Origin of the sequence: Flintibacter muris, assembly GCF_943192995.1 — a bacterium.
Taxonomy (GTDB): domain Bacteria; phylum Bacillota; class Clostridia; order Oscillospirales; family Oscillospiraceae; genus Lawsonibacter; species Lawsonibacter muris.
Genome location: NZ_CALPCP010000011.1, coordinates 28068 through 49774, shown reverse-complemented (window position 1 = coordinate 49774; position 21707 = coordinate 28068). Strand labels below are relative to the sequence as shown.

Here is a 21707-nt window from a genome sequence, read left to right as displayed (position 1 = left end):
TGAGAATGGTCTTGTGGAAACAAAACTCATCAAATTATACTGCACCATTTGCCAATGCAATGATAGCAGATTTAGAGAAGAATTACAACGCCAAAGCAACAACAATTGTCCCCAATTTACAGATGAGGAGCTGATTACGGTCTACCTATTCTTTGGGGTAAAAAATGTAATCTCCCGGTATTGACAGTGTCCGAACCAGTCTGCCGAGCACATCAAAGCTGGGGGTTTTGTCCTCGTTTTCAATGCGGTAAAGATACCGTTCTGTGATATCAGCCTGCTCCGCAACCTTTTCTACCGTGAGGCCAGCCCGTGTACGAAAGTGCTTAACAATCTCGCTGAACTTTTCAGGATTATCCTGCATCGTCCGTTCACCTCCACTTATTATCTTAACGGATGAAGGAAATAAGACAATGGCACAACATTAATAATGCCGCATACAAAGCTTGTCCAGACCTCGTTTGCTCCGCACATTTTGCCTGCGGCAAAATACAATCCTCAGTCAGCCTGCGGCTGACAGCTCCTTTCCAAAGGAGCCTTGCCCTGCGGGGGAACGAGAGTTTTTGGCGCAAAAGGGGACAGCGTTTGAGCTGTCCCCTGATTTTTTGACTTTCTGCCCTTGCAAACATATAATTGTTGCGAGGGCAGAAAGCGGGTGATGAAATGAGCCCAAAGACAGGGCGTCCTCCCAAAGAGAACCCCCGTAATGTGAACCTCAATCTTCGCCTAACCAGAGATGAAGCAGATTTGATTCAAGCGTGTGCGGATTCTCTCAACACAACAAGGACAGAGGTTATTGTCAAAGGGGTCAAACTGGTGCAGGAAAGCATGGAAAATAAATAGAGTGTTGGTCGCCACACAAAAGCCATCCAACACTCTATTACCACACCAAGGAGGAGCGGCAAATTTGATTATGCCATAACTCCTGGTGAAAAGCAAGGAGATTTTAGAATGGATATAAAGCGCAATTTGTTAGAACTGGAGGCCTCCGCCCAGCGCATTTCAGACGGTCTGGCGGCGATCCAGGTGATGGTCATTGGCCTGGACGGCTCAGGGAGCGAGTATACCGGCGCGTTTCACGCCGTTTGGCACTACCTCTCTGAGGCGGAAAAGAAATTTCAAAAGCAGCTGACAGCCTGTCTGAACGTGGTATAGCAAAAACAGGGGACGGCCCGGGGGCCGTCCCTTCGCTTATACCTTCTCCACCGGGAAGAGCACCCCGGTTTCCAGCTGGTCAGCGGGCGTGTTGTCAGGATCGCCGAAGTAGCGGTCCATAGCGGGACCGCACATCCGATACTCGGTGTGCTCTCCCAGCCAGACGCACAGGGCGTCATAGGCCCGATGCAGGTTGTCATAGCTCCCCCTGTGATGCACCGCCGCGCAGGTACAGGCGGGCTTGATTTTAACATCAGGGCCATCCTGGGCCACCACCATCTGGGCCTCTACGTCAGAGCGCTCATGGTTGAACTCCTCGTCGTGGTAGAGCATCTGGATGGGCCCCGCCTGGGTCAGCCCCCGGGCCTCCGCCTCCTGGTACAGCCGGTTAAAAAAGTCGTGGTACTGGTCCACGCCAATGGTTTCCCGGATGGAGAAGACCTTCTGCTCCGGGTCCTGAATCAAAACGACATGATACTGAGTTTCCATAAATGTTGTTCCCTCCATACGGAGTATGTCCGCCTCGATCTGGTGGATAATCCCCTGCTGCCGGCTCAGCTCCAGATACAGCTCCCGCCGCCGCTGCCGCAGGCGGGGCAGCAGCTGGCCGCTGTCCAGGGCCATCAGGGGGCCGATCTCCCCCAGGGAGAAGCCGTAGCCCTTCAGCCACTGGATTTTCATCAGATCAGACAGCTGCTCCTGCCGGTAGTAGCGGTAGCCGTTGTCCCCCACCGCCTGGGGACGGAGCAGTCCCAGCGCGTCGTAGTGGCGCAGCATCCGGGGCGTGACCCGGCTCAGCCGGGAAAAATCACCAATGGTCAGCATGACATTCCTCCTGAATTGTTGTGGGAACCGGTTCCTGAACACAGGATAAACCCTTACATTGTGGAAATGTCAAGCGCTTTTTGCAAAATTTTTTCCGGCGGAGGATTGTGCCCGCATACCGCCCGCAAGCTTTTTCATGCGATAACTCCCGCTTTTCGGCTTTATCCTGCGCTCTGCGCCTTTGGACATTGTACAAATGCACCAGCCGAATGGGATTGACCCTTCCGGCTGGCCTGTCATATCTATTTGCGGGTAAGATGCCCCAAAAGGGCGGGGCGCTCTTGTTTGTTTTTCTTGTTCCCTGCGAATTATTCTCGACGTTCAGCCGTCATTTCGCCCACAGTCTGGGGAGCTGGGCGTAGAAGTCCCCCTTGTCCTCCCAGATCAGCAGCAGGCTGCCCTTTTCCACCGATACGGTAGCCTGTGTTCCCAGAAACTGATTGCTCACCCCCAGGGGGAAGTCGCTGGTGAGAGTGTATTTGCTCAGCGGATATTTTAATCCGGTCAGGTTCACCCCTTCCGCCTTGCCGCTGCTGCACAGCACAGACAGATAGCCGGACATGGACGGGGGGAAGGTGATGGCCATACCGTCCCGAATACAGGTAACTGCCGTCTTTTCCCCTGCCAGAAAGCCCTGGGCTCCGTGGAGGGTCAGCCAGTCCAGCAGCTGGAGGTTGCCCAGGGTGTGCTCCAGCCGTCCCCCCAGGCCGCCCAGAAGGATAAAGCGGCGATATCCCAGGTCAATCCCCTTGCGCAGGGCGTAGACCATGTCGGTGTCGTCCTTCTCGGCGGGGAGCTGGATGACGTTGGGGTGGTTGGGCCGGTGGCCCAGGGAGTCGAAGTCCCCCACCGCCAGGTCGGGCTTGACCCCGTAGGCCACCAGGGAGTCGAACCCCCGGTCGGCAGCAATGACGTAGTCCCCCTGGAGGGGGTAAGGCCGCAGGTCAGGGGTCAGGGACATGGCCCCCACAATGTAGCAGATATTGGAAGCAGGATTCATAGCGTGCCACTCCTTTGGCAGTCTGTATTTCTGTTTTCCATTATATACAAGAGCAAGCCGGTTTGCAAGGGGCATGGAAATCAATTTTGACGCCGTAAGGAAAGGGCGCCAGCCAGAGGCGGGCTGAGTCGTCCCGCTCTGAAATAGGGCTGAATTTTCTGAAGATGGATTTCCGTGCGCAAGGGGGAAATAGGGATTGACTTTCCCCTGATATCGGCATAGAATAGCCGATACTGACTCTGTTTTTGGGAGATGGACGCCATGTTCCACTATTTAGATAACGCCGCCACCACACCGGTGCGGCATGAGGCCGCCCAGGCGGCGCTGGAGGCTATGACTGAGGGCTGGGGGAATCCCTCCTCCCAGTACGCCTTTGGCAAAAAGGCCTCGGACCAGGTAAAGCTCTGGCGGCAGGATCTTGCCCAGGCCCTGGGCTGTCAGGCCGGGGAGGTCTTCTTCACCTCCTGCGGGTCGGAGAGTGACAACTGGGCCATCTGCGGGGCACTGGAGCTGAACCGGCGGAAGGGCAGGCACATTGTCACCACCGCCATTGAGCACGCCGCCGTGCTGGAGCCGGTCAAAGCTATGGAGCGCCAGGGCTTTGAGGTGACCTGTCTCCAGCCCAACCGCCAGGGGGAGATTGACCCCGCCCAGCTGGCCGCCGCCCTCCGCCCGGACACGGTTCTGGTGTCCATCATGCTGGTCAACAACGAGCTGGGGACGGTTCTCCCTGTCAAGGAGGCGGCCCGGGCCATCCAAAGGGCCGGCTGTCCCGCCCTGCTCCACTGCGACGCGGTCCAGGGGTTTTTAAAGGTGCCCTTTACCCCCAGGGAGCTGGGGGTGGATCTGCTGTCTGTCAGCGGCCACAAGATCCACGCCCCCAAGGGGGTGGGGGCGCTGTATGTGCGGGAGGAACTGGTGAACTCCAAGCGGTTTCCCCCTCTGATCCGGGGGGGAGGCCAGGAGGGCGGCTACCGCTCCGGCACTGAGGCCACCAGCCAGATTGCCGCCTTTGCCGCCGCCGCCCGGCTGGGGGCCTCCTCTATGAAAGAGGATACGTCCCATATGGCGGAGCTGAAAGCCTATGCCATCGAGCGGCTGAACCAGGTTCTCCCGGAGGCGGAGGTTCTCACCCGAGGGGGAGCCCCCCACATCCTGCCTGTCTCTCTGCCCGGCTACAAGAGCGAGGTGATGGTCCGATTTCTCAGCGACCGGGGCATCTGTCTGTCCTCCGGCTCCGCCTGTCACCGGGGAAGGCCCAGCCATGTCTTCGCCGCCCTCAAGCTGCCCAAGCCGGTGCTGGACGGCGCACTGCGAATCAGCTTCTCCTACGATACCGCCCGTGAGGATGTGGACGCCCTGGTGGAGGGGCTGAGGGCGGCAAAGGAATCACTTTTTACTACCCTATCATAAAAAGGAGCAATATCCCATGTTCGCGTTTATGAAGCAAAAGCCCGGCTTTTACCGGCAGGTGGTTCTGCTGGCCACGCCCATTGTACTGCAAAACCTTATCACCAGCGCCCTTGGCATGGCGGACACCTTTATGGTGGGCATGCTGGGGGAGGCCCCCATGGCGGCAGTAACTCTGGCCAACATCCCCCTGTTTGCGGTGCAAATGTTCATCTTTGGCGTGCAGAGCGGGTCCTCTGTCCTCATCAGTCAGTACTGGGGCAAGCAGGAGATGGAGTCCATCAACCGGGTTTTAGGTGTGGCCCTGTGGGTGGCGCTGGGGGTATCCTCAGTGGTCGCGGTGGTGCTGCTCATCTGCCCGGTGGAGTTTCTCAGCCTGTTCGGCAACGAGCCGGAGGTGATTGAGCTGGCCGCCCAGTACGGGTCCATTGCCGGATTTTCCTTTGTGTGCAACGCTTTTACCATGATGTATGTGGCCGCCTACCGCAGTATGGAACGGCCCCAGTTGGGCATGTATATCCTGGGCGCATCTATGACCGTCAATACTTTTCTCAACTGGGTGTTCATCTTCGGCAACCTGGGAGCTCCCGCCCTGGGGGTAAGGGGGGCGGCCGTTGCAACCCTTACTGCCCGGCTGCTGGAGGTGTCTATCGTTATCCTCCACATGATGAAAAACCGCTTTTTCCGGGTCCATCTCCATCTGCTTCTCCAGCCCGGGATGGATATGACCCGCCGGTTCCTGAAATACGGTGGACTGGTGGTGTGCAATGAGACCATGTGGGGGCTTGGTACCTCCGTCTTCCCCACCATCATGGGGCATATGGCGGGCAGTACTGAGATTCTGGCTGCCTACACCATTGCCGGAAACATGGAAAAGATTGTTATGGTGGCCTCCTTCGGTCTGGCATCCACCGCCGCCATCATTATCGGGCGGGAGATCGGCGCGGGCCGGCAGGACAGGCTGCTGGATGTGGGCAAGGCGCTGAACACCCTGGCAGTGGCCTGCGGGGCCGTTCTGGGAGGGCTGCTGTTAGCATTGGTCTGGCTTGCCGCTCCGATCTGGATCTATCCTCTGTTCAAGCTGTCTTCCAAGGCGGCGTCGGTGGCTTCCATCATGATGACAGTCATGGCCCTGCAAATGCCGCTGAAGGATTTTAACACGGTAAACATTGTAGGTGTTCTCCGGGGCGGCGGGGACGTGAGGGCGGCCACCCTGATCGACATCAGCCCCCTGTGGCTGGTAGCCATCCCCTATGCCGCCCTGTGCGGGCTGGTACTGAAAACCTCCGTCTTCTGGGTTTATCTGGCCTTCCCTCTGGAGCAGGTTGTGAAATTCTTTGTGGGCATCCACCGTCTGCGTTCCGGAAAATGGGTCCGGGACCTGACTCAGGCATAATTATAATAAGGAGGCATTTCCCATGAAAATAACTGTCCTGATGGAAAACACTGCCCTGGAGGGCTGTGGCCTCACTCCGGAGCACGGGTTGTCATTGTACATAGAATACCGGGGCCGCAGGCTGCTGCTGGACGCCGGCTCCTCCGGCAAATTTGCGGACAACGCCCAGACCCTGGGGGCGGATCTGTCCGGGGTGGAGCTGGCGGTGCTGTCCCACGGCCACTACGACCACGGCGACGGCCTGCGCCGGTTCTTCCAGGTCAACAGCCACGCCAAGGTGCATGTCCGCCCCGGCGCGGGCGGCCCCTATTTCTCTATGGGGAAGGATGGCCCCTACTTTATCGGTATCCACCAGGACATCTGGGCCCAGTGCCAAGACCGCTTTGTCTGTGTAGAAGGCCTATATCCCCTGATGGAGGGGGCCTGGCTGGTCCCGGATCGCGTCCAGACCTCGGATAGCTCCGGTCGGTCCGGCGGCCTGCTCTTTAAGCGGGGAGAAGACGATTTTATCCCGGACGACTTCCGCCATGAGCAGTCCCTGGTGCTGGAGGGGGAGCAGGGACTGGTGGTCTTTAACTCGTGCAGCCACACCGGGATTGTCCCGATTGTACGGGAGGTGCTGGACCAGCTGCCTGGGAAACAGGTGTACGCCGTGGTGGGCGGCTTCCACATGGCCGCCAAAGGACAGGGCGCGCTGAACTGTACCCCCGAGTATGTCTTCCAGGTGGCCGACGCCCTCAAGGAGCTGGGGGTGAAGGAGATCTATACCGGCCACTGCACCGGCGAGACAGCCCTGAACCTGTTGCAAGAGCGCTTTGGCCCCGGCTGTCACGCTTTGGCGACTGGACAGGTATTGAATTTTTAAAAGCGGCTTCGTCAGGGATGGAACCTGTAATTTCCCCAAAGGAGAACTGCACAAAACAGTGCGGATATGAAAACTATCCCTATGAATTGCGTCACTTGACAAAAAACTGGTTTGACGTCCCTTTCACTATCTCCTTCAATTTTAGCCGGCATATTTTCACTGCGCGAAAGCCGGTTGAAATCACCAGCAGCATGATTGCACAATTTGTTCCGGCGGAGGATTGTGCCCGCATACTGCCGCCGCCCAGCCGGGGCCGGTCCAGGTACGGAACCACAGACCGTCCAATCTGGCATCCCCCTCCCCCGGAAGAGGGACCCGGATATCCCGGATAGAGGAGGTCAGTCCCCGGCCGCTCTCCTTGGCCCGGGCCTCCTTCAGGGCCCACACCAGGGTGAAGGCGGGCCACAGATCGGGCTGGCCCTCCAGCCAGTCCAGCTCCTCAGAAGAACATACCCGTCCGGGCAGGGAGGGCCGCCACTGCTTTACAATCTGGATATCTGCCCCGACAGGCAAGCTGTCCAGGGCGCACAGGGCCAGCTCCCCGCTGTGGGACAGGTTGAAGTGGAAATTTTCATGTTCGGGAAAGAAGGGCTTTCCCCCCTCCTGCCGGGCAATCTCAGGCAGAGGGGAAAGCCCCCACATCTCCCGGACCGCCACAGCCAGCAGCCCCCGGGCCTGAGCGCGGCTGGTCAAATTCTTTGCGCTGTAAACGACCATAAAAAGCTCCCCTTCTCCCTTTTGCGGCAATGATCAAAGCTGCGTCATGTGTAGGGGCGGCCTGTGGCCGCCCCTACAGGGCTGATATCAACAACTTTGATTCTTGCTATAGTATACCAAAAGGGAGAGGAGGAAACAAGCTTGTAAGGCTGGACAGAAAAGCGAAAGCTCAGCATGGCAGCGCAATCCAGGAGCCCACCGCGGACAGGTCCCGGAACAGCAGGCCCTCGGGGGGATAGAGTGTGAACCAGCCTATGAACAGGCCCAGGGCGATAACGGCAATTATGGGCAGCACCCACCTGACGCCCTTGAAGGGGCCGGAAAACCGGGTGGCCAGCCAAAAGCCCAGGGTCATCACCAGAACAAAGATGGTGATATCCACCCACATGGCCTCGCCCCCCAGTGTAACGTGATAGACCCAGCCCAGCCCCAGCGTCAGGGCGCACAGCAGAGGAAGCACCAGCAGCCAGGGTCTGGTCCCGCCCGGTCTGCCCCGGTTGAGGATGAGCGCCGCCCCTAAAAAGGGCCAGAAAATCAGCTTGACGTGTTCCCACAGGCTCTCGTTCACCGGGGAGAACAGGGCGGTAACGGCGTTGGGCAGCCACTCATACACAAAATGGAGGATGCACCCCGCCAGCAGGGCGGCAATCCAGGTGATAATCAGCTGTCGTTTGGGATAGAACAATTCCCTCACTCCTTCCGGTACAATTTATGCGCAGACAGGCCGTTTCATTCAACGCCGCATAATTTTTTGAACCGGGGAAAACCTACTGAAAAACCGGAAGGAGAGAAAAACATGAGCATGACCAATCAGGACTACGGCAAGCTGGTCAACGAACGGTCCAAGCCCTCCCCTATGGGGAAGAACATTGTCTGGGCCTTTCTGGTGGGAGGCGCGATCTGCGCCGCCGGACAGGGCCTGACCGGCCTGTATCAGAGCTATGGCCTGGACAAGGAACAGGCTGGAACGGCCACCTCGGTCACCCTGATCTTCGCCGCCGCGCTGCTCACCGGCCTGGGTGTATTCGACAAGCTGGCCAAGCGTGCGGGGGCGGGCACTCTGGTGCCCATCACCGGCTTTGCCAACGCCATGGTATCCCCGGCGCTGGAATTCAAAAGCGAGGGCCTGATTACCGGCACCGCCGCCAAGCTGTTCACCGTGGCCGGGCCGGTGCTGGTGTTCGGCATCAGCACCAGCGTGATCTACGGACTGATCCTGTGCCTGTTGAAGGCCGTTTAAAAAGCCGCCCGCGCCGCAAAAGCGGCGCGGGCATTTTTTACAGGTTCAGTCCGGTGATGACCTCCCTGAGCTGCCCGGCGGAGCTGTTCAGCGCTTCCCGCTCCGTCTCGCCCAGGGGGATTTCCAAAATCTTTTCCAGCCCGTTTTTGCCCACAATGGAGGGGATGCTCAAGGCCACCCGGTCCAGGCCGTACTCCCCCTCCAGCACCACCGAGATGGGCAGCACTGCGTGCTCATCCTTCACAATACACTCCGCAATACGGCCCACTGCCATGGCGATGCCGTAGTAGGTAGCCCCCTTGCGCTTGATAATCTCGTCGGCGCTGTCCCTGATCTCCCGGTAGATCCGCTCCCGGCCCGGGTCGTGGAGCTCCTGGCCCCGAAGGCGGCAAAAGTCGTCCAGGTCCAGGCCGGACACGTTGGCCCCGCTCCACACCGCCAGCTCGCTGTCGCCGTGCTCGCCGACAATAAAGGCGTGGACGTTGCGGCTGTCCACCGCCAGCTCCTCACCCAGCAGCTGCTTCAGCCGGGCGGTGTCCAGCACCGTTCCGGAACCGATTACCCGATGCCTGGGATAGCCGGACAGCTCCCTGGCCACATAGGTCAGCACGTCCACCGGGTTGGACACAATCAGAAGAATGCCCTCAAAGCTCCGGGCGGTAATTTCCGCCAAAATACTGCGCATTATAGCGGCGTTGCGCTCAATCAGCTGGAGCCGGGTCTCCCCCGGCTTCTGGTTTACTCCGGCGGTAACCACCACCAGGCCGCATTCGGCAATGTCGTCATAGGTTCCGGCGGTAATCTCCATAGACGCACCATAGGGCAGGCCGTCGCTCAAGTCCATGGCCTCCCCCTCCGCCTTCTCCCGGTTGGCGTCGATAAGCACCAGATGGGAGAACAGCCCCTGCTGTAAAAACCGGAAGGCGATAGAGGCCCCCACAAAGCCGCAGCCCACAATGGCGGCCTTTCTATAGTTGATTGCCACAAATATCCGCTCCTTTTCAAAATCGCTGGTCCGCAGACCATACTATCTTCATTGTGGCGGATTTTCGGCTTATTATGCAAAAAACGGGGGCGGTCTGAAGACCGCCCCCAGCTGTTACGCCCTGCTTATTCTTTTGGCTTCCTCAGGGAGGGAGCTGTCACCGCCAAAGGCGGTGATCGAGGGAGTAAACAGCGATTTTATAACTTTTTTGGGCAAAAACTCCCTTTGTCACGGCTTTGCCGTGCCGCCTTCCTCATTGAATGAGGCTTTTCGACAGGCCGCCGTTTTCCTACTCCTGCTCAAAGGCGGCGTACAGCGCCATGGGCTTGAGCTCATAGCCCGCCGGGAGAGTGACGCTGCCCGCCTCATCAGGCTGGAAGAGAACGGTCATGGTGACGCTGTTTCCCTCCTGTTCCCGGATGGCCCAGCCGGCGAAGCGCTGGCCTGGCCGCTCCGGCGGGGCGGGCGGGGTGAAACTGTGGTCCTCTGAGGAGACAAACAGCCGTCCCAGCTCCTCCTGTCCGTCCATAAAGACCAGACGGCTGTGAACAATCTCCTCCTGCACGTCCACATTGGTCATCTCAAAGGCCCGCCAGACGCCGTTTGTCCGGTGGAAAAACAGGGTGTTGTCCACCTCGTAGGGCTTGGCAGAGCCATTGCTCCGTTTGACGTCCATGTGCATGGACACCTGGGCGGAGAACAGGTCCTCCCCGTAGCGCTGGAAGTTGCTCACCGTCTCGCCGGTGAAGGAGTGGCCGGCGGTGGTCTTGATCCAGATTTCGCTGGAGCAGATGGTGCGGTAGATGGCGCTGCCGCTGTCAAAATATTTTTGCAGCTGGGCGGCGTCCGACGCCCGGATCATATACCGGGCATAGGTCTTTGCCGCCCCGATGAGCAGTTCCCGCTCCTGATCGGTGGGCTCCTCCTCCGCCTCCCGCACGGCATACACGCCCGTCTCCTGGTCAAAGTCCAGGGGGACCTCCTCCCCGTTTCCGTCCAGAACGGTGACTTCCGCATACCTGGCCGCCCCCACCTGGGCCTGCCACAGGATGGTCCTCCGTCCCAACACCCCCTCCGGAAGGTAGCGCTCCGCCGCCGTCTCGGTAAGCTGAACCTGACAGTCTATCCCCAGGTCCTCGCCGTTGACCAACACCCTATGGCTGTCCAGGGTCCGAATCAAAACAGTCTCCCCCTCCGCCGCGGACAGCAGCTCCACGCTGTCCAGCCTCCAGGCTGGGGTCTCCCCCTCTGGGGCGGCGGTGAGTGTAAAGGCGGCCAGGCTGTCGCTCTCCAGCTTTACAATATAGCGCCGGTCGCCGGACAGCCCGGCGGAGGTCTCCACCAGGGTCAGCTCCCGGCCCTGGGTCATCTCCTCCATAGCCTGGACAAAGTTGTCCCGGCTCATCTGGGCGCCGGACGTCAGGTCGTAGACCCGGCCCCAGTCGGCGGGGGAGAAGAGGTCGGCAAAGACCTCCTGGCTGACATGCTTGGGCTGGGCCGCCTCATAGCGGGTGAGCCAGGGGCGCAGCAGCCCAAAGCGGATATAGACAAACACCAGCAGTAAGACCAGCAGAAAACCCAGCAGAACCGGATAAAAAACGCCGATTTTTTCTTTCTTTTCCATATCCCCCACCCCTTACTCTTTGTCCAAAGGCCGTACCATGAAGAAGGTGGGCATACGCCGGGGCTCCTCCTGGAGCAGGGAGACGTTATTCACCGTCTGAACCTGGCCCTCCTCATCCCGCAGGAGCATCACAGTGGAGGAGCCGCCGTCCAGATTGCAGGCGTTTACCGCGCCATACTCCACCATCACGTCAATGATATCGGCGTAGGTGGCCCCCAGGCTACCCGCCTGACGGCCATCGATACACAGCAGGATTACCGTGCCGTCAGCCCGCTGGCCAATGGCCGTGCGGGGGTTGTAGCCGGAGTTGGTGTTGTAGGCCTCTTCATTGACGGCACTGTTCATGATAAGCACCGGACCGTAGCAGCAGCCGTCCCGGATGCGGGCCTCCTCGGCCTCCTTGGCGGACATTTTCTTAGAGACCACCAGGATGTCGTCCTCGTTAAAGCCGGCAAAGCCGTTGTAGGAGCTGCCGTCGTTCCAAAGAATATCCCCCTGGGAGACCACCAGGCCGCAGGGGACGCTGCCCACCTCCGGGCTGATGGTGCCGTTGTCAAAGAAGGCGCCGCCGTTGATGGCCGCCGCCGCCCTCTCTGTCTCGATCTGCCGGGTAATCCGGGTGCCCGGCTTGCTCCTGGAGTAGCTCCGGGAGGAGGGGCACAGATAGAGCCGGGAGGGGTCCTGCACCAGCATCACATAGGCGTTGTAGGTGTCGCCATGGACCTCCTCCACCCGCAGGCCCTCAGGACAGTCCGCCCACTCGTCGCTGTCCGGTATGCCGTCCGCCCGGATGACCACCTGGGTGGGGTCGGACTGCTCGTCAGGCAGGCCGGCGGCCACCTTGGCCTGGATCTGGTCCACGGTGTCCGCCCCGATAAAGACGGCGGGCACCCACTTGGTGGCGCTGGCCTCCAGCAGAGACATGGTCAGCCGGTTCCGGGCGGTCTCGGAGGGGCCGTTGAAGACCTCATCCAGAATCATACACAGCCCCGCCACCAGCACCGCCGCCACCGACAAAATGGCCAGCAGCGTCCGCCAGAGCCAGCGCAAAACCCGCCTGGCCTTTTTGGGGGCGGTCCGTTTCCCTTCGCTCATAGCCGTTCGTTCCTTTCCTCTTTCTTATCCGGGGCGAAAACCCAGCGGTGCTGGATCACATAGCTGCCCACAAAGAGCGCCGTCATCACCACCGCGTAGATCACCGTCCGCAAAACGGTCTGCCTGTCGCTGACATGGGCAACCTGAAACACGCCCTCAGTCAGCAAAAACTGGGCCAGCAGCAGAGGAAGGGCCAGGGCGTAGTACCGGAGCAGAGCCCTCCCCAGCGGTCCGCCGCCCCGAAAGACCAGATACCGGTTCAGGGAGAAGTTCAGCAGGGAGGACAGCAGCCGCGCCCCCGCCGTGGCGGCGGCGGTGAGGGCCGTCCCGGCCAGCACTCCCGCCAGGAGGAAGGACAGCAGACCGAACAGCCCGGTGTCCGCCGCCGCGCTGGCCAGCGAGCTGAGGGCATAGCGGAAAAAGTGGGCCAGAATCAGCTTGTAGATCCGCCAGGAGTCCCGAACAACGTGGAAATGGGAACCCCTGTTCTCCTCCAGATAGATGGTGCGGATCTCCACCTCGCTGTAGGGGATGTGCTGGTCCTTCAGGGCCAGCAGCATATTGGTCTCATACTCATACCGCTCCCCGGCCACAGCGGTCAGGGGCTCCAGATACCGGCGGGGGATGGCCCGCAGGCCGGTCTGGGTGTCGGAGACGGTCATGCCGCAAAAAATGTGAAAGACCGCCCGGGTGATGCGGTTGCCCATTCGGGAGCGGGGAGGCACCTCAGGCCGGGAGAAATTCCGGCACCCCAGCACCACCTGTTCCTTTTCCTGCATCCGCCGGACGCAGGCCAGGGCATCCTCCGGGTGGTGCTGGCCGTCACCGTCCACCGTCACCACGCCGGAGCACTGGGGCCGGTGCTCCAGCAGCCAGGCGAAGGCAGTCTTTAAAGCCGCCCCCTTGCCCCGGTTGACCGTGTGGGTCAAAAGGGTGACTTGGGGCAGCCGGGCCAGATCCTGAAAGGGGGCCAGCGTTTCGGCACTGCTTCCATCGTTGATCAGGACAATGTCACAAAAACCCGCCGCCAGAAGGCCCTCCACCGTTGTACACAGCCGCTGGTCTGGGTTGAAAGACGGCACTACCGCCGTTACAGAGCTCTTCCCGGCCTCCATAGGTGTCCACTCCTTGCTTTTGGATTCCACATGTGAAAAACCTCCCCGCCGGACAGCGGGGAGGCATGGGTCAGCAAAAGGCTTACATCAGCTTGACGGTGTAGTACACGAACAGGGCAAACAGCCATGCGATCATGACAAACACCAGGTAGTAGGCCACAGTATCTCCCGCCAGCATCGCTACCACCACCGCCGCCAGGCTGGCCAGACAGGTGACCAGCAGCACGGCATAATTGGTCTTTTTGGGCAGGAACTGGATGGGCTCCTTGCCGGGCAGGACGCCATCGCTCTTTTTCATCCACAGGGAGACCGCGCCCACCAGAATAATGGCCGCTGACAGCACTATAGCCTCAGGCCTGCCGACTACACCGAAGCGGACGAACCACAGGGCCAGCACCGACATACCGCAGGCGGAGGCACCGAGGAAGAACTCCCGCTGGTAGATATAAAACACCATTGCCAGCACAGCCCAGGCGATCACCAGCCAATACAGCATGGACATGCCGTCCGAGCGGTACTTCACAGCCACGTGGACGCAGATGGTGACGGCGGCCAGAGCGATGGCCGCAATCAGGGGCAGGGCAAACTTTTTGCCCTGCTTCAACTGCCAGCCCGCCCACAGCAGAGCCAGCACCGCCGCTGCCGCCGCCGTCGGCCGCACAATCTTCAGTGCCTCGTGCAGGGCGGCAAAGGTATTGATTCCGGCCTCGCTGAGGGAGTAATTAATATAGAAGCGGTTGAGCAGCACCAGCAGGACCTCTAACACGATGGCTCCCACCACCCACAGCAAACCTCTTTGCAGGGCGATATCCTCCTGCCGGCGGCGTGCTTCCTGTGCTTCTCTGTGTTTCTTATCCATGTGCGTTCATTCTCCTTGCCGCGGGCCGCCATGACCCGATCGAGTATTGCAGTTATGCCCAAATGTTCGGACATTTTATTATTGTACCAGATGGCTCCCTTTTTTGCAAGACATAAATCGGGAAAAGTATCCAAATTTCAAAAATCTATCCAGCGATTCTCCCGCCTGATGCACGAAAATGTACAACTATCACCCTGAACCCAGGGATATATGAGGGAAATTTTTCCCTTGAAAGGAGCTGACAGCAGTGATTGTACACGAAAAGAAACCGTTTTGCAAGGGGGAGGTGAAAAATTGACGAATTTTACTTTTGGGGAGGCGGCGGCGTGAAAGAACTGATCTCCCGCCTGCGGGCTGTCCCCCATCTGTTTGCAAAGGCCACGGTGGTGTACTGTGTGGCCTTTGCCAGCGGGAGCAGTCTGTGGTCGCTGCGCATCCTCTCCCGCACCGGCCACGACCCCGCCCCGCTGCTGGGCGTGATTCTGGCCTTTTTTGGCGGGGAGCTGCTTTTGTTGTGTCTAAAAACCATTCTATATAAAAGAAAGGATGATTCTGATGAACCATATCTATAAACGGCTGTCCCGGCTGCTGTCCGTCAAGAGCCTGGTTACCCTGATGCTGAGCGTTGTGTTCTGTGTGCTGGCCCTTACAGGCAGAATCGCCCAGGATTTTATGACCGTATACGCGGTTATTATCGCCTTTTACTTTGGGACCCAGAGCCAGAAGGTGCAGGACATGATGGAGGGGACGGAGGAGAAATGAGGCTTCGAAAACAGTACCTCACCCAAAACGACTGCTACCGGCAGGGCCGCTCCCTCCAGGTCCGGGGGGTGATGGTCCACTCCACAGGGGCCAACAACCCCAGGGTAGCCCGGTACGTCCCGGGGGACGGGGAAATTGGCCGCAACACAGCCGGAAACCACTGGAACCGCCCCGGACTGACCAAGTGCGTCCACGCCTTTATCGGCCGGTTTGCCGACGGCGGGGTGGGCACCGTCCAGACCCTGCCCTGGAACAGAAAGGGGTGGCACTCCGGGTCCGGGTCCAAGCCGGTGAGTGCCAACAGCACCCATATCGGCTTTGAGATCTGCGAGGACGGCCTGACCGACCCCTACTACTTTCAGCCGGCCTACCAGGAGGCGGTGGAGCTGACAGCCATGCTGTGCGGGCAGTTTGCCCTGGACCCTCTGGAAAGCGGAGTGGTCATCTGCCACGCCGAGGGCCATAAACTGGGGATCGCCTCCAACCACGGGGACGTGCTCCACTGGTTTCCAAAGCATGGCAAGACAATGGACGATTTCCGGGCAGATGTGGCCCGCATGATGAGAGGAGAGGATGAACAAGTGACCTATGAGCAGTGGAAGGAGTACATGGACCGATACCGCCGGGAGCTGGGCGGACAGCCCGTCCCCGAATGGGGCAGGGCGGAGCTGGAGCAGGCCCAAAAGCTGGGCCTGACCGACGGAAGCCGTCCCCTGGACCTGGCCACCCGGCAGGAGGTGGCCTCTATGGTAGTCCGGGCAAAGGGCTGAGCTCCCGACTGGCAGGGCCCACCTAACCGGGTGGGCCCTGTTTCTCATTGCTCCTCAGGGAGTATGGGCACAAAGACCTTCCACTGGCAGCTGTTATCCCAGTTTACGCCTACTTTGCCCTCCTCCAGCACCACATAACGGACCCCCTCTTTGGGGAAGTTGACCTGTCCGTCCTCCTCCGGGTCTCCGTCCACATAGGAGGAGCTGTACCGGATGTCTCCCTCATCCGGACAGGCTGTGACAATGGCTGATGTGTACCAATAGAGTGTGCCGTCCACCATAATGGCGGGACACCGGCCCTCCTCCATGCCGAAGATCTCATCAGCGGCATTGGCCTCATCACAGCCTGCGCCGGGAGGCTGGGGCAGGCCTTCGCCGTTGTATTCTTCGCCGCTGGGGGCCCCAAACCCATTGGACTCCCCGCCCGCCGTGGCGCCGGGAAGGCACTCGATGGGACTGCTGCTGGCCGGGGTGTCTGCCTGGCCGCCGCCAGACGGCTCGGCGCTGTTCCCGCTGGAGCCGCCTCCCCTCAACAGGAGGTTCACCCCGTAGCCCAACGTGATCACCAGCACAAGACAGGACGCCAGGCTCAGCCAGGCGTTGTAATTGACCTTGGGCCTGGGGCGGCTGTACTGTTCTGCTTCTTGGATCAGGTCGTCATCCAGCAGGCCCATGGCGTTTAACAAGTATTCCGGGTTCATACCGCTACCCCCTCCCGTTCCAGCTCCAGCTTCAGCTTGGAGCGCATCCGGTGAAGCCTGGACTTCACCTGTCCCACAGACAGCCCGAACCGGTCCGCCAGCTCGCTCAGCGGCTCCAGGTGGAAGTACCGGCGGACGAACAGGGCCCGGTCCGCCTCCGAATGCCGGCGCAGGAATGCGGAGATAATGGCCGCTGTTTCCCCGGCCTCCAGGTTTTCGTCGGGGGTGCGGCGGTCAGGCAGGCAGTCCTCCAGCTCGTGGAGGGCCACCTCCACCTGGCTGCCTCCCCGCTTGGCCGCCTTCAGCCGCCGCCACCGGTCCAGGGACAGGTTCCTGGTCAGCTTGCCAAAAAAGGCGGACAGTATCCCCGGCCGCTGGGGTGGTATGGCGTTCCAGGCGTGGAGCCAGGTGTCGTTGACGCACTCCTCCGCGTCCTCCTCCCGGTCCAGAATCCGCCGGGCAATGGTGTGGCAGTAGGGGCCGTATTTCTCTTCGCTGGCCGCAATGGCCTGCTGGGACCGGGCCCAGTACAGATCAATTATTTTGCTGTCCTCCATGGGGGAATCCTCCTTATTTCTGTCTGCACTCCCCAAGGCCCCCTTCGCAAGGGGGGGGGCTCCCGGCAAAGCCGGGTGGGGTTTTCTCCTAAAGCTGCAGATGCGGTTTGATTGGGGAAAACCCTCCGTCATCCGCTGTGCGGATGCCACCTCCCTTTGTGAAGGGAGGCTTTTTTGCACTCTTTTATATAGACGCAAAACCCGCGCCGAAGGTTTCCACTCCGGCGCGGGTTTTAAAATTTTATGCCAAGAGCTCAAAGTCGGAGGCGGGGTGCTTGCACAGCGGGCAGATATAGTCGGCGGGCAGCTCGTCCCCCTCGTAGACGTAGCCGCACACCTTGCATACCCACCGCTTTTTCTCGCTGGGGGCAGCGGAAGCGGCGGGCTTGGGCTTGATGTGGGCCTGATAGTAGCTGTAGGTGGCGCTGGGTGCGGAGGAGATGACCCCGCCGTCCAGCACGTCGGCCAGGAACAGGGTGTGGCTGCCCAGGTCGGTGGCGGAAACCACCTTGCAGCTCAGCCAGGCGTTGGTCCCCTGGGTGACGTAGCGGATGCCGTCGGAATCCTTTCCGGTGTGGTCCTCAAAGCCGGCAAACTTATCCACGTCCCTGCCAGACTGGAAGCCGAAGCGCTGGAACAGGTCGAACTTGGCCTCCTCCGACAGGATGGAGACAGTAAAGCGGCCGGTCTCCTTTACCATGTCGTGGGTATAGTTGCTCTTGTTCACGGCAATGACAATGCGGTTGGGGTCGGTGGTTACCTGGATGGCGGTGTTGGTGATGCAGCCGTTGTCCTTATCCCCCTGACGGGCGGACAGCACAAACAGACCGTAGCTCAGGGAATACATAACCTTGTTGTCCATAAAAAATCCTCCTTGTTTCCGATTTGGATGGGTATTACCAGTTTACCATAGTTTGCCCGAAAAGTCTAGAAACAAAACAGAAACACAAAAAAGCCTCCTGTGCGCCGGCCTGAAATTTTGGTTGACATTGTAGACCAGCCGTGGTATGATTGGTCTACAAAGTAAACCAAAAGGAGGTTCCTGTGAAAAAGCTGATTTTATGTGCGCTCGGCCTGGCTCTGTGCCTGACGGGCTGCGGGCGCAGTGAAATCCCGGCCCTCAGCGAGGTGGGCGCGCTGTATTCCGAGAGCGGATACTCAGACGCGCAGCTTCTGGAAAGTCTGTCCGGGCTGGACCGGGAGGAGATTGTGGACGCCTGGGGAGAACCGGACGGCATGCTCTCCGGTCTCTGCGGGGACATCTGGCACACCGGCGAGGAGCTGATTGTGGTCCTCTATTATGACAGGGATTCAAAGGTGATAGACGTGATTGTCGGGAAACCGGACGTGTAAGGAGGCTGAACAGTATGGATGACATCAATCTGACCAACAGTGAGTGGTACGTTTTGGACTGCCTGTGGGAAAAGTCTCCTATGACAGTGATGGAGCTGGTGGGAGCGCTGGGGGAGAGGCTGGGCTGGGCCAAGAGCACCACCATCACCACCCTGCGGCGGATGGAGGACAAGGGCCTGGTCCGCTGCACCGTGGAGGGCCGGGGCAAGCACTACACCCCCGTTGTCCGGCGGGACCGGGCGGTGCGGGGGGAGACGCGATCCTTTTTAAATAAGGTCTACCAGGGCAGCGTGGGGCTGATGGTGTCCGCCCTGGCCCAGGACAAGGCGCTGTCCAAACAGGAAATTGACGAGCTGTATGAAATTTTGCGCAAAGCGGAGGAGGGAGAGAAATGAAGCTGCTGATTCAGTGGGCCGTCACCTCCAGCGCGCTGATTTTGATTGTGCTGGCGGCCCGGTTTTTGTGCAAGGATAAGCTGTCCGCCCGGCTGAAATATGCCCTGTGGGGGGTAGTGCTCCTGCGGCTGCTGGTCCCCTTCCAGGTGGAGCTGCCCGCCGCCGCTGGTGACGCTTTGCCGGTACTGGCCTCCAATCTGGCCCCGGAGACCGCACGGTGGGAGGAGCCATCCATCCCTGTACTCCCTGAGCGGAGCAAACCTGTTGCCGAGTTCAATCTTGACATTGAAACCACACTAGAGCCGGGGGATATTTTGTCCTACTCAGACGGAGTGGGCTGTCTGCGGCGAGATGGGGAGACAATTACCTGGTACCGCTATATCCTGTCCCCGGAACAGATTGTTCTTGCCCTGTGGCTGGTCGGGGCCGGACTGGCCGGGGCGGTTATGCTGGTCTCCAACCTTCGCTTCTATGGCCGGCTGAGAAAGCGGCGGGAAGGGTTGGAACGGGCGGAGGCCCCTATCCCCGTCTACGTGACAGAGGGCCTGTCCTCCCCCTGCCTGTTTGGGGTACTGCGGCCCGCCGTCTATGTGACGGCGGAGGCGGCGGAACGTCCGGACACCCTGCGCCACATCCTGGCCCATGAGCTGACCCACTACGCCCACTTCGATCACGTCTGGTCTCTCCTGCGGTGTCTGGCTCTGGCCCTCCACTGGTACAATCCCCTGGTGTGGCTGGCGGTGTGGCTGTCCAAGGAGGATGGCGAGCTGGCCTGTGACGAGGGGGCCGTCGCCCGGCTGGGGGAGGGGGAGCGCATCCCCTACGGGCGCACCCTGGTGGACATGGTGGCCGCCCGGTCCCTGCGTCCGGGGGACCTGCTGTCCTGCTCCACCGCCATGACGGGCGGAAAAAAATCCATCCAGCAGCGGGTGGCCCTGCTGGTGAAAAAACCGGAGACGGTGAAAACCGCCCTCTTCGCCGCTGTCTCAGTGGTGGTCCTGGCGGTGGTGTTTGTCTTCGCCGGACGGGGGGACGGCGGCAAACCGGGGGACTACCAGCGGTTCAAGCTCGATGTAAACAGGGCCCAGTCCATCCATCTGAGCCAGGAAAGCACCTCCAGCTATGATGACCCCACCGCCATTACCGACCCGGAGCTGCTGGAGCTGGCTAAGGAGGTTCTGGAGAAGGGCGCAGCCGACTGGCTCACCCCTCCTTCGGTGCTGGAAGACTTAAATCTGTCCTCTCTGCGCACCCTGACCCTCACCGGTCAGGACGGACAGGAGCTGCGCTATCTGCTGGTCAGCCCCAACACGAAGTATCCGGATTTTTATGTAATCACAGAAGGAAGCATTTCCAACGTCTCGGGCAGCCGGATTGCCGCCAGCTTGAAGCGGGAGACCGTCTACCAGCTCTATGAGCTGATGCGGCGGCAGGGGGAGCAAAGCGGCTTCGACTCCCCTGCGCTGACCGCCTTCCTTCAGGATGTGGAGTCCGCCTCCTCCATCCGATTTGACTACCCGCCCTCCTACTCCGGACAGACCTGCCCCGACCCCATTACCGACCCCAGACTGCTGGCCCTGGCCAGGGAAAAGCTGTGCCGCTTTGTCCCTCCCGAGGAGAACAACACCCCGCCCGACCCCAAAAAGCTGACATCCTCCAGTATGATTGTCCTGTCCGACGGCACAAAGGAGACCGTATATACCTTGGTCCCGTGGAACGACTGGACCTGGCTGATTCCAGGGGACGCCCTCAGCCAGTACCTCTGCCTGGAGGAGGGCGAGGAGCTGGAATACGGCCCCATCTTCCGCTCCCAGGTCAGAAGCGACATGATTCCCGACATTGCCGCGCTGGCCCAGATGCAGCAGCAGCTGGCCCAGGACCCAACCATCCCCGTTCCCATGACCCGGACAGAGCTGAGCGGCCACACCCCGGAGGGGATTTGGGAGGCCCGGGGCTACCGGCTCCAGGGGTGGAGCGGCGATTTGAAGGAGGCGGAATTCTATAAAGGCTGTACCTCACTGATTCGTATGCAGCTGTGGTACTACGGTGACGAGACCCACGATGGCTCCTGGGTTCTGGAGCTGCTCGCCCCTGGAGTCAGTTCCCATTCCTCCGGCTATACCGTCGTGTCCGACCAGCCATCGGCGGTGTTCGTTGCCGACCAGTACCGGGACAGCTGGGCTGACTTGTCCAGCTATGAGGTGACAACCCCGGACACATTCGCCGCCTGCCTGCTGCCCGAGGATGTGGTCTCGGTGACAACGGGGGGCTCCGCTCCCGGCCAGACGGTCGAGCCGGACATCCTAGCTCTGAAGGACCAGCTCACCCGGGCCCTGTACCACCAGTTCTCCAGTGAGTACGAGCAGGAGAAGCACGGCCAGTATGTCCTTACCATCCAGGTGAAGCGCAGCGGCATAGACAGCTACCTTGGACACGAAATCGCGCAGGACGCGGACCGGCTCACCCTGTCGGTGGGCAGTGAGGAGGGGGTGGTCTGCCTCAGCCACAGGAACTTCGCCATAACTTCGGAACCCACCCGCCTGTTTGTCCGCAGCCTTGAGCTGTACCACACCATCCTGGCGCTCCACGGGCTGCCTTCCGGCAATATCCCGTTGGGAATCGCCACCCTTCATGTTCCAAGCGGGGAAGGCGCTTCCTCTTAATCACATCCCCCGGCGGCCTGTGCCGCCGGGGGCCTTCTTTTTGTCACTTCTGACAATTTTTAATCTGTGTTTTGTGGCTTTTGCCCAGCTTTCCCGGCGTTAATTTCCCGCTTTTCTTCTCTTTCGCCCCGTTAAAAAGCCGTTAATTTCGTTGTTTTTCCGACAAAAAATCAGTATCATATATCATAGAATCAGCCTCCTTTTAGGAAGGCGGCACGGTGAA

General features: G+C 60.0%; 24 protein-coding genes. 11 read left to right on the top strand and 13 right to left on the bottom strand.

The features are described 5' to 3' along the window. Positions 1 to 145 precede the first annotated feature (145 nt). Positions 146 to 361 carry a helix-turn-helix domain-containing protein gene (locus tag NFS22_RS10735; RefSeq protein ID WP_251317769.1) on the bottom strand — a complete coding sequence of 72 codons (216 nt, stop codon included), beginning with the start codon at positions 359 to 361 and terminating at the stop codon, positions 146 to 148. 587 nt (positions 362 to 948) lie between these two features. Between NFS22_RS10735 and NFS22_RS10730 the strand changes: the two genes are divergently transcribed. Continuing rightward, entirely contained in the window at positions 949 to 1152 is a 204-nt protein-coding gene (locus NFS22_RS10730) for a hypothetical protein (RefSeq protein WP_251317768.1), read from the top strand. A gap of 36 nt (positions 1153 to 1188) precedes the next feature. Here the strand turns inward: NFS22_RS10730 and NFS22_RS10725 are convergent, their stop codons facing one another. Together NFS22_RS10725 and NFS22_RS10720 are read right to left on the bottom strand one after the other, a co-directional pair. Then, positions 1189 to 1977, bottom strand: a complete 789-nt coding sequence (locus tag NFS22_RS10725; RefSeq protein WP_251317767.1) for a MerR family transcriptional regulator — start codon at positions 1975 to 1977, stop codon at positions 1189 to 1191. A 328-nt stretch (positions 1978 to 2305) separates the two neighbouring features. Further along, a complete protein-coding gene (locus NFS22_RS10720) occupies positions 2306 to 2977 on the bottom strand; it encodes a thiamine diphosphokinase (protein WP_251317766.1) in 672 nt (223 codons plus the stop codon). 261 nt (positions 2978 to 3238) lie between these two features. On the opposite strand from NFS22_RS10720, the gene NFS22_RS10715 reads away from it, so the two are divergent. Genes NFS22_RS10715 through NFS22_RS10705 form a run of 3 tightly spaced genes read left to right on the top strand, consistent with a single transcriptional unit; the run spans position 3239 to position 6648 of the window. Beyond that, a complete protein-coding gene (locus NFS22_RS10715; protein WP_251317765.1) occupies positions 3239 to 4390 on the top strand; it encodes a cysteine desulfurase family protein in 1152 nt (383 codons plus the stop codon). A 16-nt stretch (positions 4391 to 4406) separates the two neighbouring features. Beyond that, complete coding sequence (locus NFS22_RS10710; protein ID WP_251317764.1) at positions 4407 to 5783, top strand: MATE family efflux transporter; 1377 nt, start codon at positions 4407 to 4409, stop codon at positions 5781 to 5783. 22 nt (positions 5784 to 5805) lie between these two features. Then, positions 5806 to 6648, top strand: a complete 843-nt coding sequence (locus NFS22_RS10705; RefSeq protein WP_251317763.1) for an MBL fold metallo-hydrolase — start codon at positions 5806 to 5808, stop codon at positions 6646 to 6648. 180 nt (positions 6649 to 6828) lie between these two features. On the opposite strand, the gene NFS22_RS10700 is transcribed toward NFS22_RS10705, so the two are convergent. Continuing rightward, positions 6829 to 7365, bottom strand: a complete 537-nt coding sequence (locus NFS22_RS10700; protein WP_251317762.1) for a 4'-phosphopantetheinyl transferase family protein — start codon at positions 7363 to 7365, stop codon at positions 6829 to 6831. Between the two features lie 169 nt (positions 7366 to 7534). Further along, positions 7535 to 8050 (bottom strand): DUF6512 family protein, encoded by a 516-nt coding sequence (locus tag NFS22_RS10695; protein ID WP_251317761.1) that lies wholly within the window; start codon positions 8048 to 8050, stop codon positions 7535 to 7537. 111 nt (positions 8051 to 8161) lie between these two features. Here NFS22_RS10695 and spoVAC point away from each other — a divergent pair, with 111 nt between their 5' ends. Further along, positions 8162 to 8605 carry a stage V sporulation protein AC gene (spoVAC, locus tag NFS22_RS10690; RefSeq protein WP_251317760.1) on the top strand — a complete coding sequence of 148 codons (444 nt, stop codon included), beginning with the start codon at positions 8162 to 8164 and terminating at the stop codon, positions 8603 to 8605. A 37-nt stretch (positions 8606 to 8642) separates the two neighbouring features. Here the strand turns inward: spoVAC and NFS22_RS10685 are convergent, their stop codons facing one another. From NFS22_RS10685 to NFS22_RS10665, 5 genes are all read right to left on the bottom strand, one after another. Further along, complete coding sequence (locus NFS22_RS10685) at positions 8643 to 9584, bottom strand: L-lactate dehydrogenase (RefSeq protein WP_478293000.1); 942 nt, start codon at positions 9582 to 9584, stop codon at positions 8643 to 8645. A 295-nt stretch (positions 9585 to 9879) separates the two neighbouring features. Further along, positions 9880 to 11214: a hypothetical protein gene (locus tag NFS22_RS10680; protein WP_251317758.1), complete on the bottom strand. Its 1335-nt coding sequence runs from the start codon at positions 11212 to 11214 to the stop codon at positions 9880 to 9882. Between the two features lie 12 nt (positions 11215 to 11226). Then, positions 11227 to 12309 (bottom strand): phosphodiester glycosidase family protein, encoded by a 1083-nt coding sequence (locus tag NFS22_RS10675; RefSeq protein WP_251317757.1) that lies wholly within the window; start codon positions 12307 to 12309, stop codon positions 11227 to 11229. Then, on the bottom strand, positions 12306 to 13454 hold the full coding sequence (locus NFS22_RS10670; protein ID WP_251317756.1) for a glycosyltransferase family 2 protein: 1149 nt from the start codon (positions 13452 to 13454) through the stop codon (positions 12306 to 12308). Before NFS22_RS10670 ends, NFS22_RS10675 begins: the two co-directional genes overlap by 4 nt. Before the next feature lie 52 nt (positions 13455 to 13506). Next, positions 13507 to 14283, bottom strand: a complete 777-nt coding sequence (locus NFS22_RS10665) for a hypothetical protein (protein ID WP_251317755.1) — start codon at positions 14281 to 14283, stop codon at positions 13507 to 13509. 326 nt (positions 14284 to 14609) lie between these two features. Here NFS22_RS10665 and NFS22_RS10660 point away from each other — a divergent pair, with 326 nt between their 5' ends. Genes NFS22_RS10660 through NFS22_RS10650 form a run of 3 tightly spaced genes read left to right on the top strand, consistent with a single transcriptional unit; the run spans position 14610 to position 15815 of the window. Beyond that, positions 14610 to 14855 carry a hypothetical protein gene (locus NFS22_RS10660; RefSeq protein ID WP_251317754.1) on the top strand — a complete coding sequence of 82 codons (246 nt, stop codon included), beginning with the start codon at positions 14610 to 14612 and terminating at the stop codon, positions 14853 to 14855. Then, positions 14839 to 15045 carry a hypothetical protein gene (locus tag NFS22_RS10655; RefSeq protein WP_251317753.1) on the top strand — a complete coding sequence of 69 codons (207 nt, stop codon included), beginning with the start codon at positions 14839 to 14841 and terminating at the stop codon, positions 15043 to 15045. Before NFS22_RS10660 ends, NFS22_RS10655 begins: the two co-directional genes overlap by 17 nt. Beyond that, a complete protein-coding gene (locus tag NFS22_RS10650) occupies positions 15042 to 15815 on the top strand; it encodes a peptidoglycan recognition protein family protein (protein WP_251317752.1) in 774 nt (257 codons plus the stop codon). Before NFS22_RS10655 ends, NFS22_RS10650 begins: the two co-directional genes overlap by 4 nt. 44 nt (positions 15816 to 15859) lie before the next feature. Here the strand turns inward: NFS22_RS10650 and NFS22_RS10645 are convergent, their stop codons facing one another. The 3 genes from NFS22_RS10645 to NFS22_RS10635 form a co-directional block, all read right to left on the bottom strand. Then, positions 15860 to 16516 (bottom strand): hypothetical protein, encoded by a 657-nt coding sequence (locus NFS22_RS10645; protein ID WP_251317751.1) that lies wholly within the window; start codon positions 16514 to 16516, stop codon positions 15860 to 15862. After that, entirely contained in the window at positions 16513 to 17073 is a 561-nt protein-coding gene (locus NFS22_RS10640) for an RNA polymerase sigma factor (RefSeq protein ID WP_251317750.1), read from the bottom strand. The genes NFS22_RS10645 and NFS22_RS10640 overlap by 4 nt, the downstream gene beginning before the upstream one ends. A 241-nt stretch (positions 17074 to 17314) precedes the next feature. Then, the gene (locus NFS22_RS10635) at positions 17315 to 17935 is read right to left on the bottom strand and encodes a flavin reductase (RefSeq protein ID WP_251317749.1); all 621 of its coding nucleotides are present in this window, start codon (positions 17933 to 17935) and stop codon (positions 17315 to 17317) included. A gap of 182 nt (positions 17936 to 18117) precedes the next feature. Between NFS22_RS10635 and NFS22_RS10630 the strand changes: the two genes are divergently transcribed. The 3 genes from NFS22_RS10630 to NFS22_RS10620 are packed head-to-tail and all read left to right on the top strand — an operon-like array spanning position 18118 to position 21484. Beyond that, positions 18118 to 18426 (top strand): hypothetical protein, encoded by a 309-nt coding sequence (locus NFS22_RS10630; protein ID WP_251317748.1) that lies wholly within the window; start codon positions 18118 to 18120, stop codon positions 18424 to 18426. A 14-nt stretch (positions 18427 to 18440) separates the two neighbouring features. Further along, positions 18441 to 18821, top strand: a complete 381-nt coding sequence (locus NFS22_RS10625) for a BlaI/MecI/CopY family transcriptional regulator (protein WP_251317747.1) — start codon at positions 18441 to 18443, stop codon at positions 18819 to 18821. Then, positions 18818 to 21484, top strand: coding sequence for a M56 family metallopeptidase (locus NFS22_RS10620; RefSeq protein WP_251317746.1), 2667 nt, complete (start codon positions 18818 to 18820; stop codon positions 21482 to 21484). Before NFS22_RS10625 ends, NFS22_RS10620 begins: the two co-directional genes overlap by 4 nt. The last annotated feature ends 223 nt before the right edge of the window (positions 21485 to 21707 follow it).

Bases quoted from the DNA above. Each gene is read 5' to 3' on its own strand.
- NFS22_RS10735 (WP_251317769.1), bottom strand. From the start codon at position 361: ATGCAGGATAATCCTGAAAAGTTCAGCGAGATTGTTAAGCACTTTCGT.
- NFS22_RS10730 (WP_251317768.1), top strand. From the start codon at position 949: ATGGATATAAAGCGCAATTTGTTAGAACTGGAGGCCTCCGCCCAGCGC.
- NFS22_RS10725 (WP_251317767.1), bottom strand. From the start codon at position 1,977: ATGCTGACCATTGGTGATTTTTCCCGGCTGAGCCGGGTCACGCCCCGG.
- NFS22_RS10720 (WP_251317766.1), bottom strand. From the start codon at position 2,977: ATGAATCCTGCTTCCAATATCTGCTACATTGTGGGGGCCATGTCCCTG.
- NFS22_RS10715 (WP_251317765.1), top strand. From the start codon at position 3,239: ATGTTCCACTATTTAGATAACGCCGCCACCACACCGGTGCGGCATGAG.
- NFS22_RS10710 (WP_251317764.1), top strand. From the start codon at position 4,407: ATGTTCGCGTTTATGAAGCAAAAGCCCGGCTTTTACCGGCAGGTGGTT.
- NFS22_RS10705 (WP_251317763.1), top strand. From the start codon at position 5,806: ATGAAAATAACTGTCCTGATGGAAAACACTGCCCTGGAGGGCTGTGGC.
- NFS22_RS10700 (WP_251317762.1), bottom strand. From the start codon at position 7,365: ATGGTCGTTTACAGCGCAAAGAATTTGACCAGCCGCGCTCAGGCCCGG.
- spoVAC (WP_251317760.1), top strand. From the start codon at position 8,162: ATGAGCATGACCAATCAGGACTACGGCAAGCTGGTCAACGAACGGTCC.
- NFS22_RS10680 (WP_251317758.1), bottom strand. From the start codon at position 11,214: ATGGAAAAGAAAGAAAAAATCGGCGTTTTTTATCCGGTTCTGCTGGGT.
- NFS22_RS10675 (WP_251317757.1), bottom strand. From the start codon at position 12,309: ATGAGCGAAGGGAAACGGACCGCCCCCAAAAAGGCCAGGCGGGTTTTG.
- NFS22_RS10665 (WP_251317755.1), bottom strand. From the start codon at position 14,283: ATGGATAAGAAACACAGAGAAGCACAGGAAGCACGCCGCCGGCAGGAG.
- NFS22_RS10655 (WP_251317753.1), top strand. From the start codon at position 14,839: ATGAACCATATCTATAAACGGCTGTCCCGGCTGCTGTCCGTCAAGAGC.
- NFS22_RS10650 (WP_251317752.1), top strand. From the start codon at position 15,042: ATGAGGCTTCGAAAACAGTACCTCACCCAAAACGACTGCTACCGGCAG.
- NFS22_RS10645 (WP_251317751.1), bottom strand. From the start codon at position 16,516: ATGAACCCGGAATACTTGTTAAACGCCATGGGCCTGCTGGATGACGAC.
- NFS22_RS10640 (WP_251317750.1), bottom strand. From the start codon at position 17,073: ATGGAGGACAGCAAAATAATTGATCTGTACTGGGCCCGGTCCCAGCAG.
- NFS22_RS10635 (WP_251317749.1), bottom strand. From the start codon at position 17,935: ATGGACAACAAGGTTATGTATTCCCTGAGCTACGGTCTGTTTGTGCTG.
- NFS22_RS10625 (WP_251317747.1), top strand. From the start codon at position 18,441: ATGGATGACATCAATCTGACCAACAGTGAGTGGTACGTTTTGGACTGC.
- NFS22_RS10620 (WP_251317746.1), top strand. From the start codon at position 18,818: ATGAAGCTGCTGATTCAGTGGGCCGTCACCTCCAGCGCGCTGATTTTG.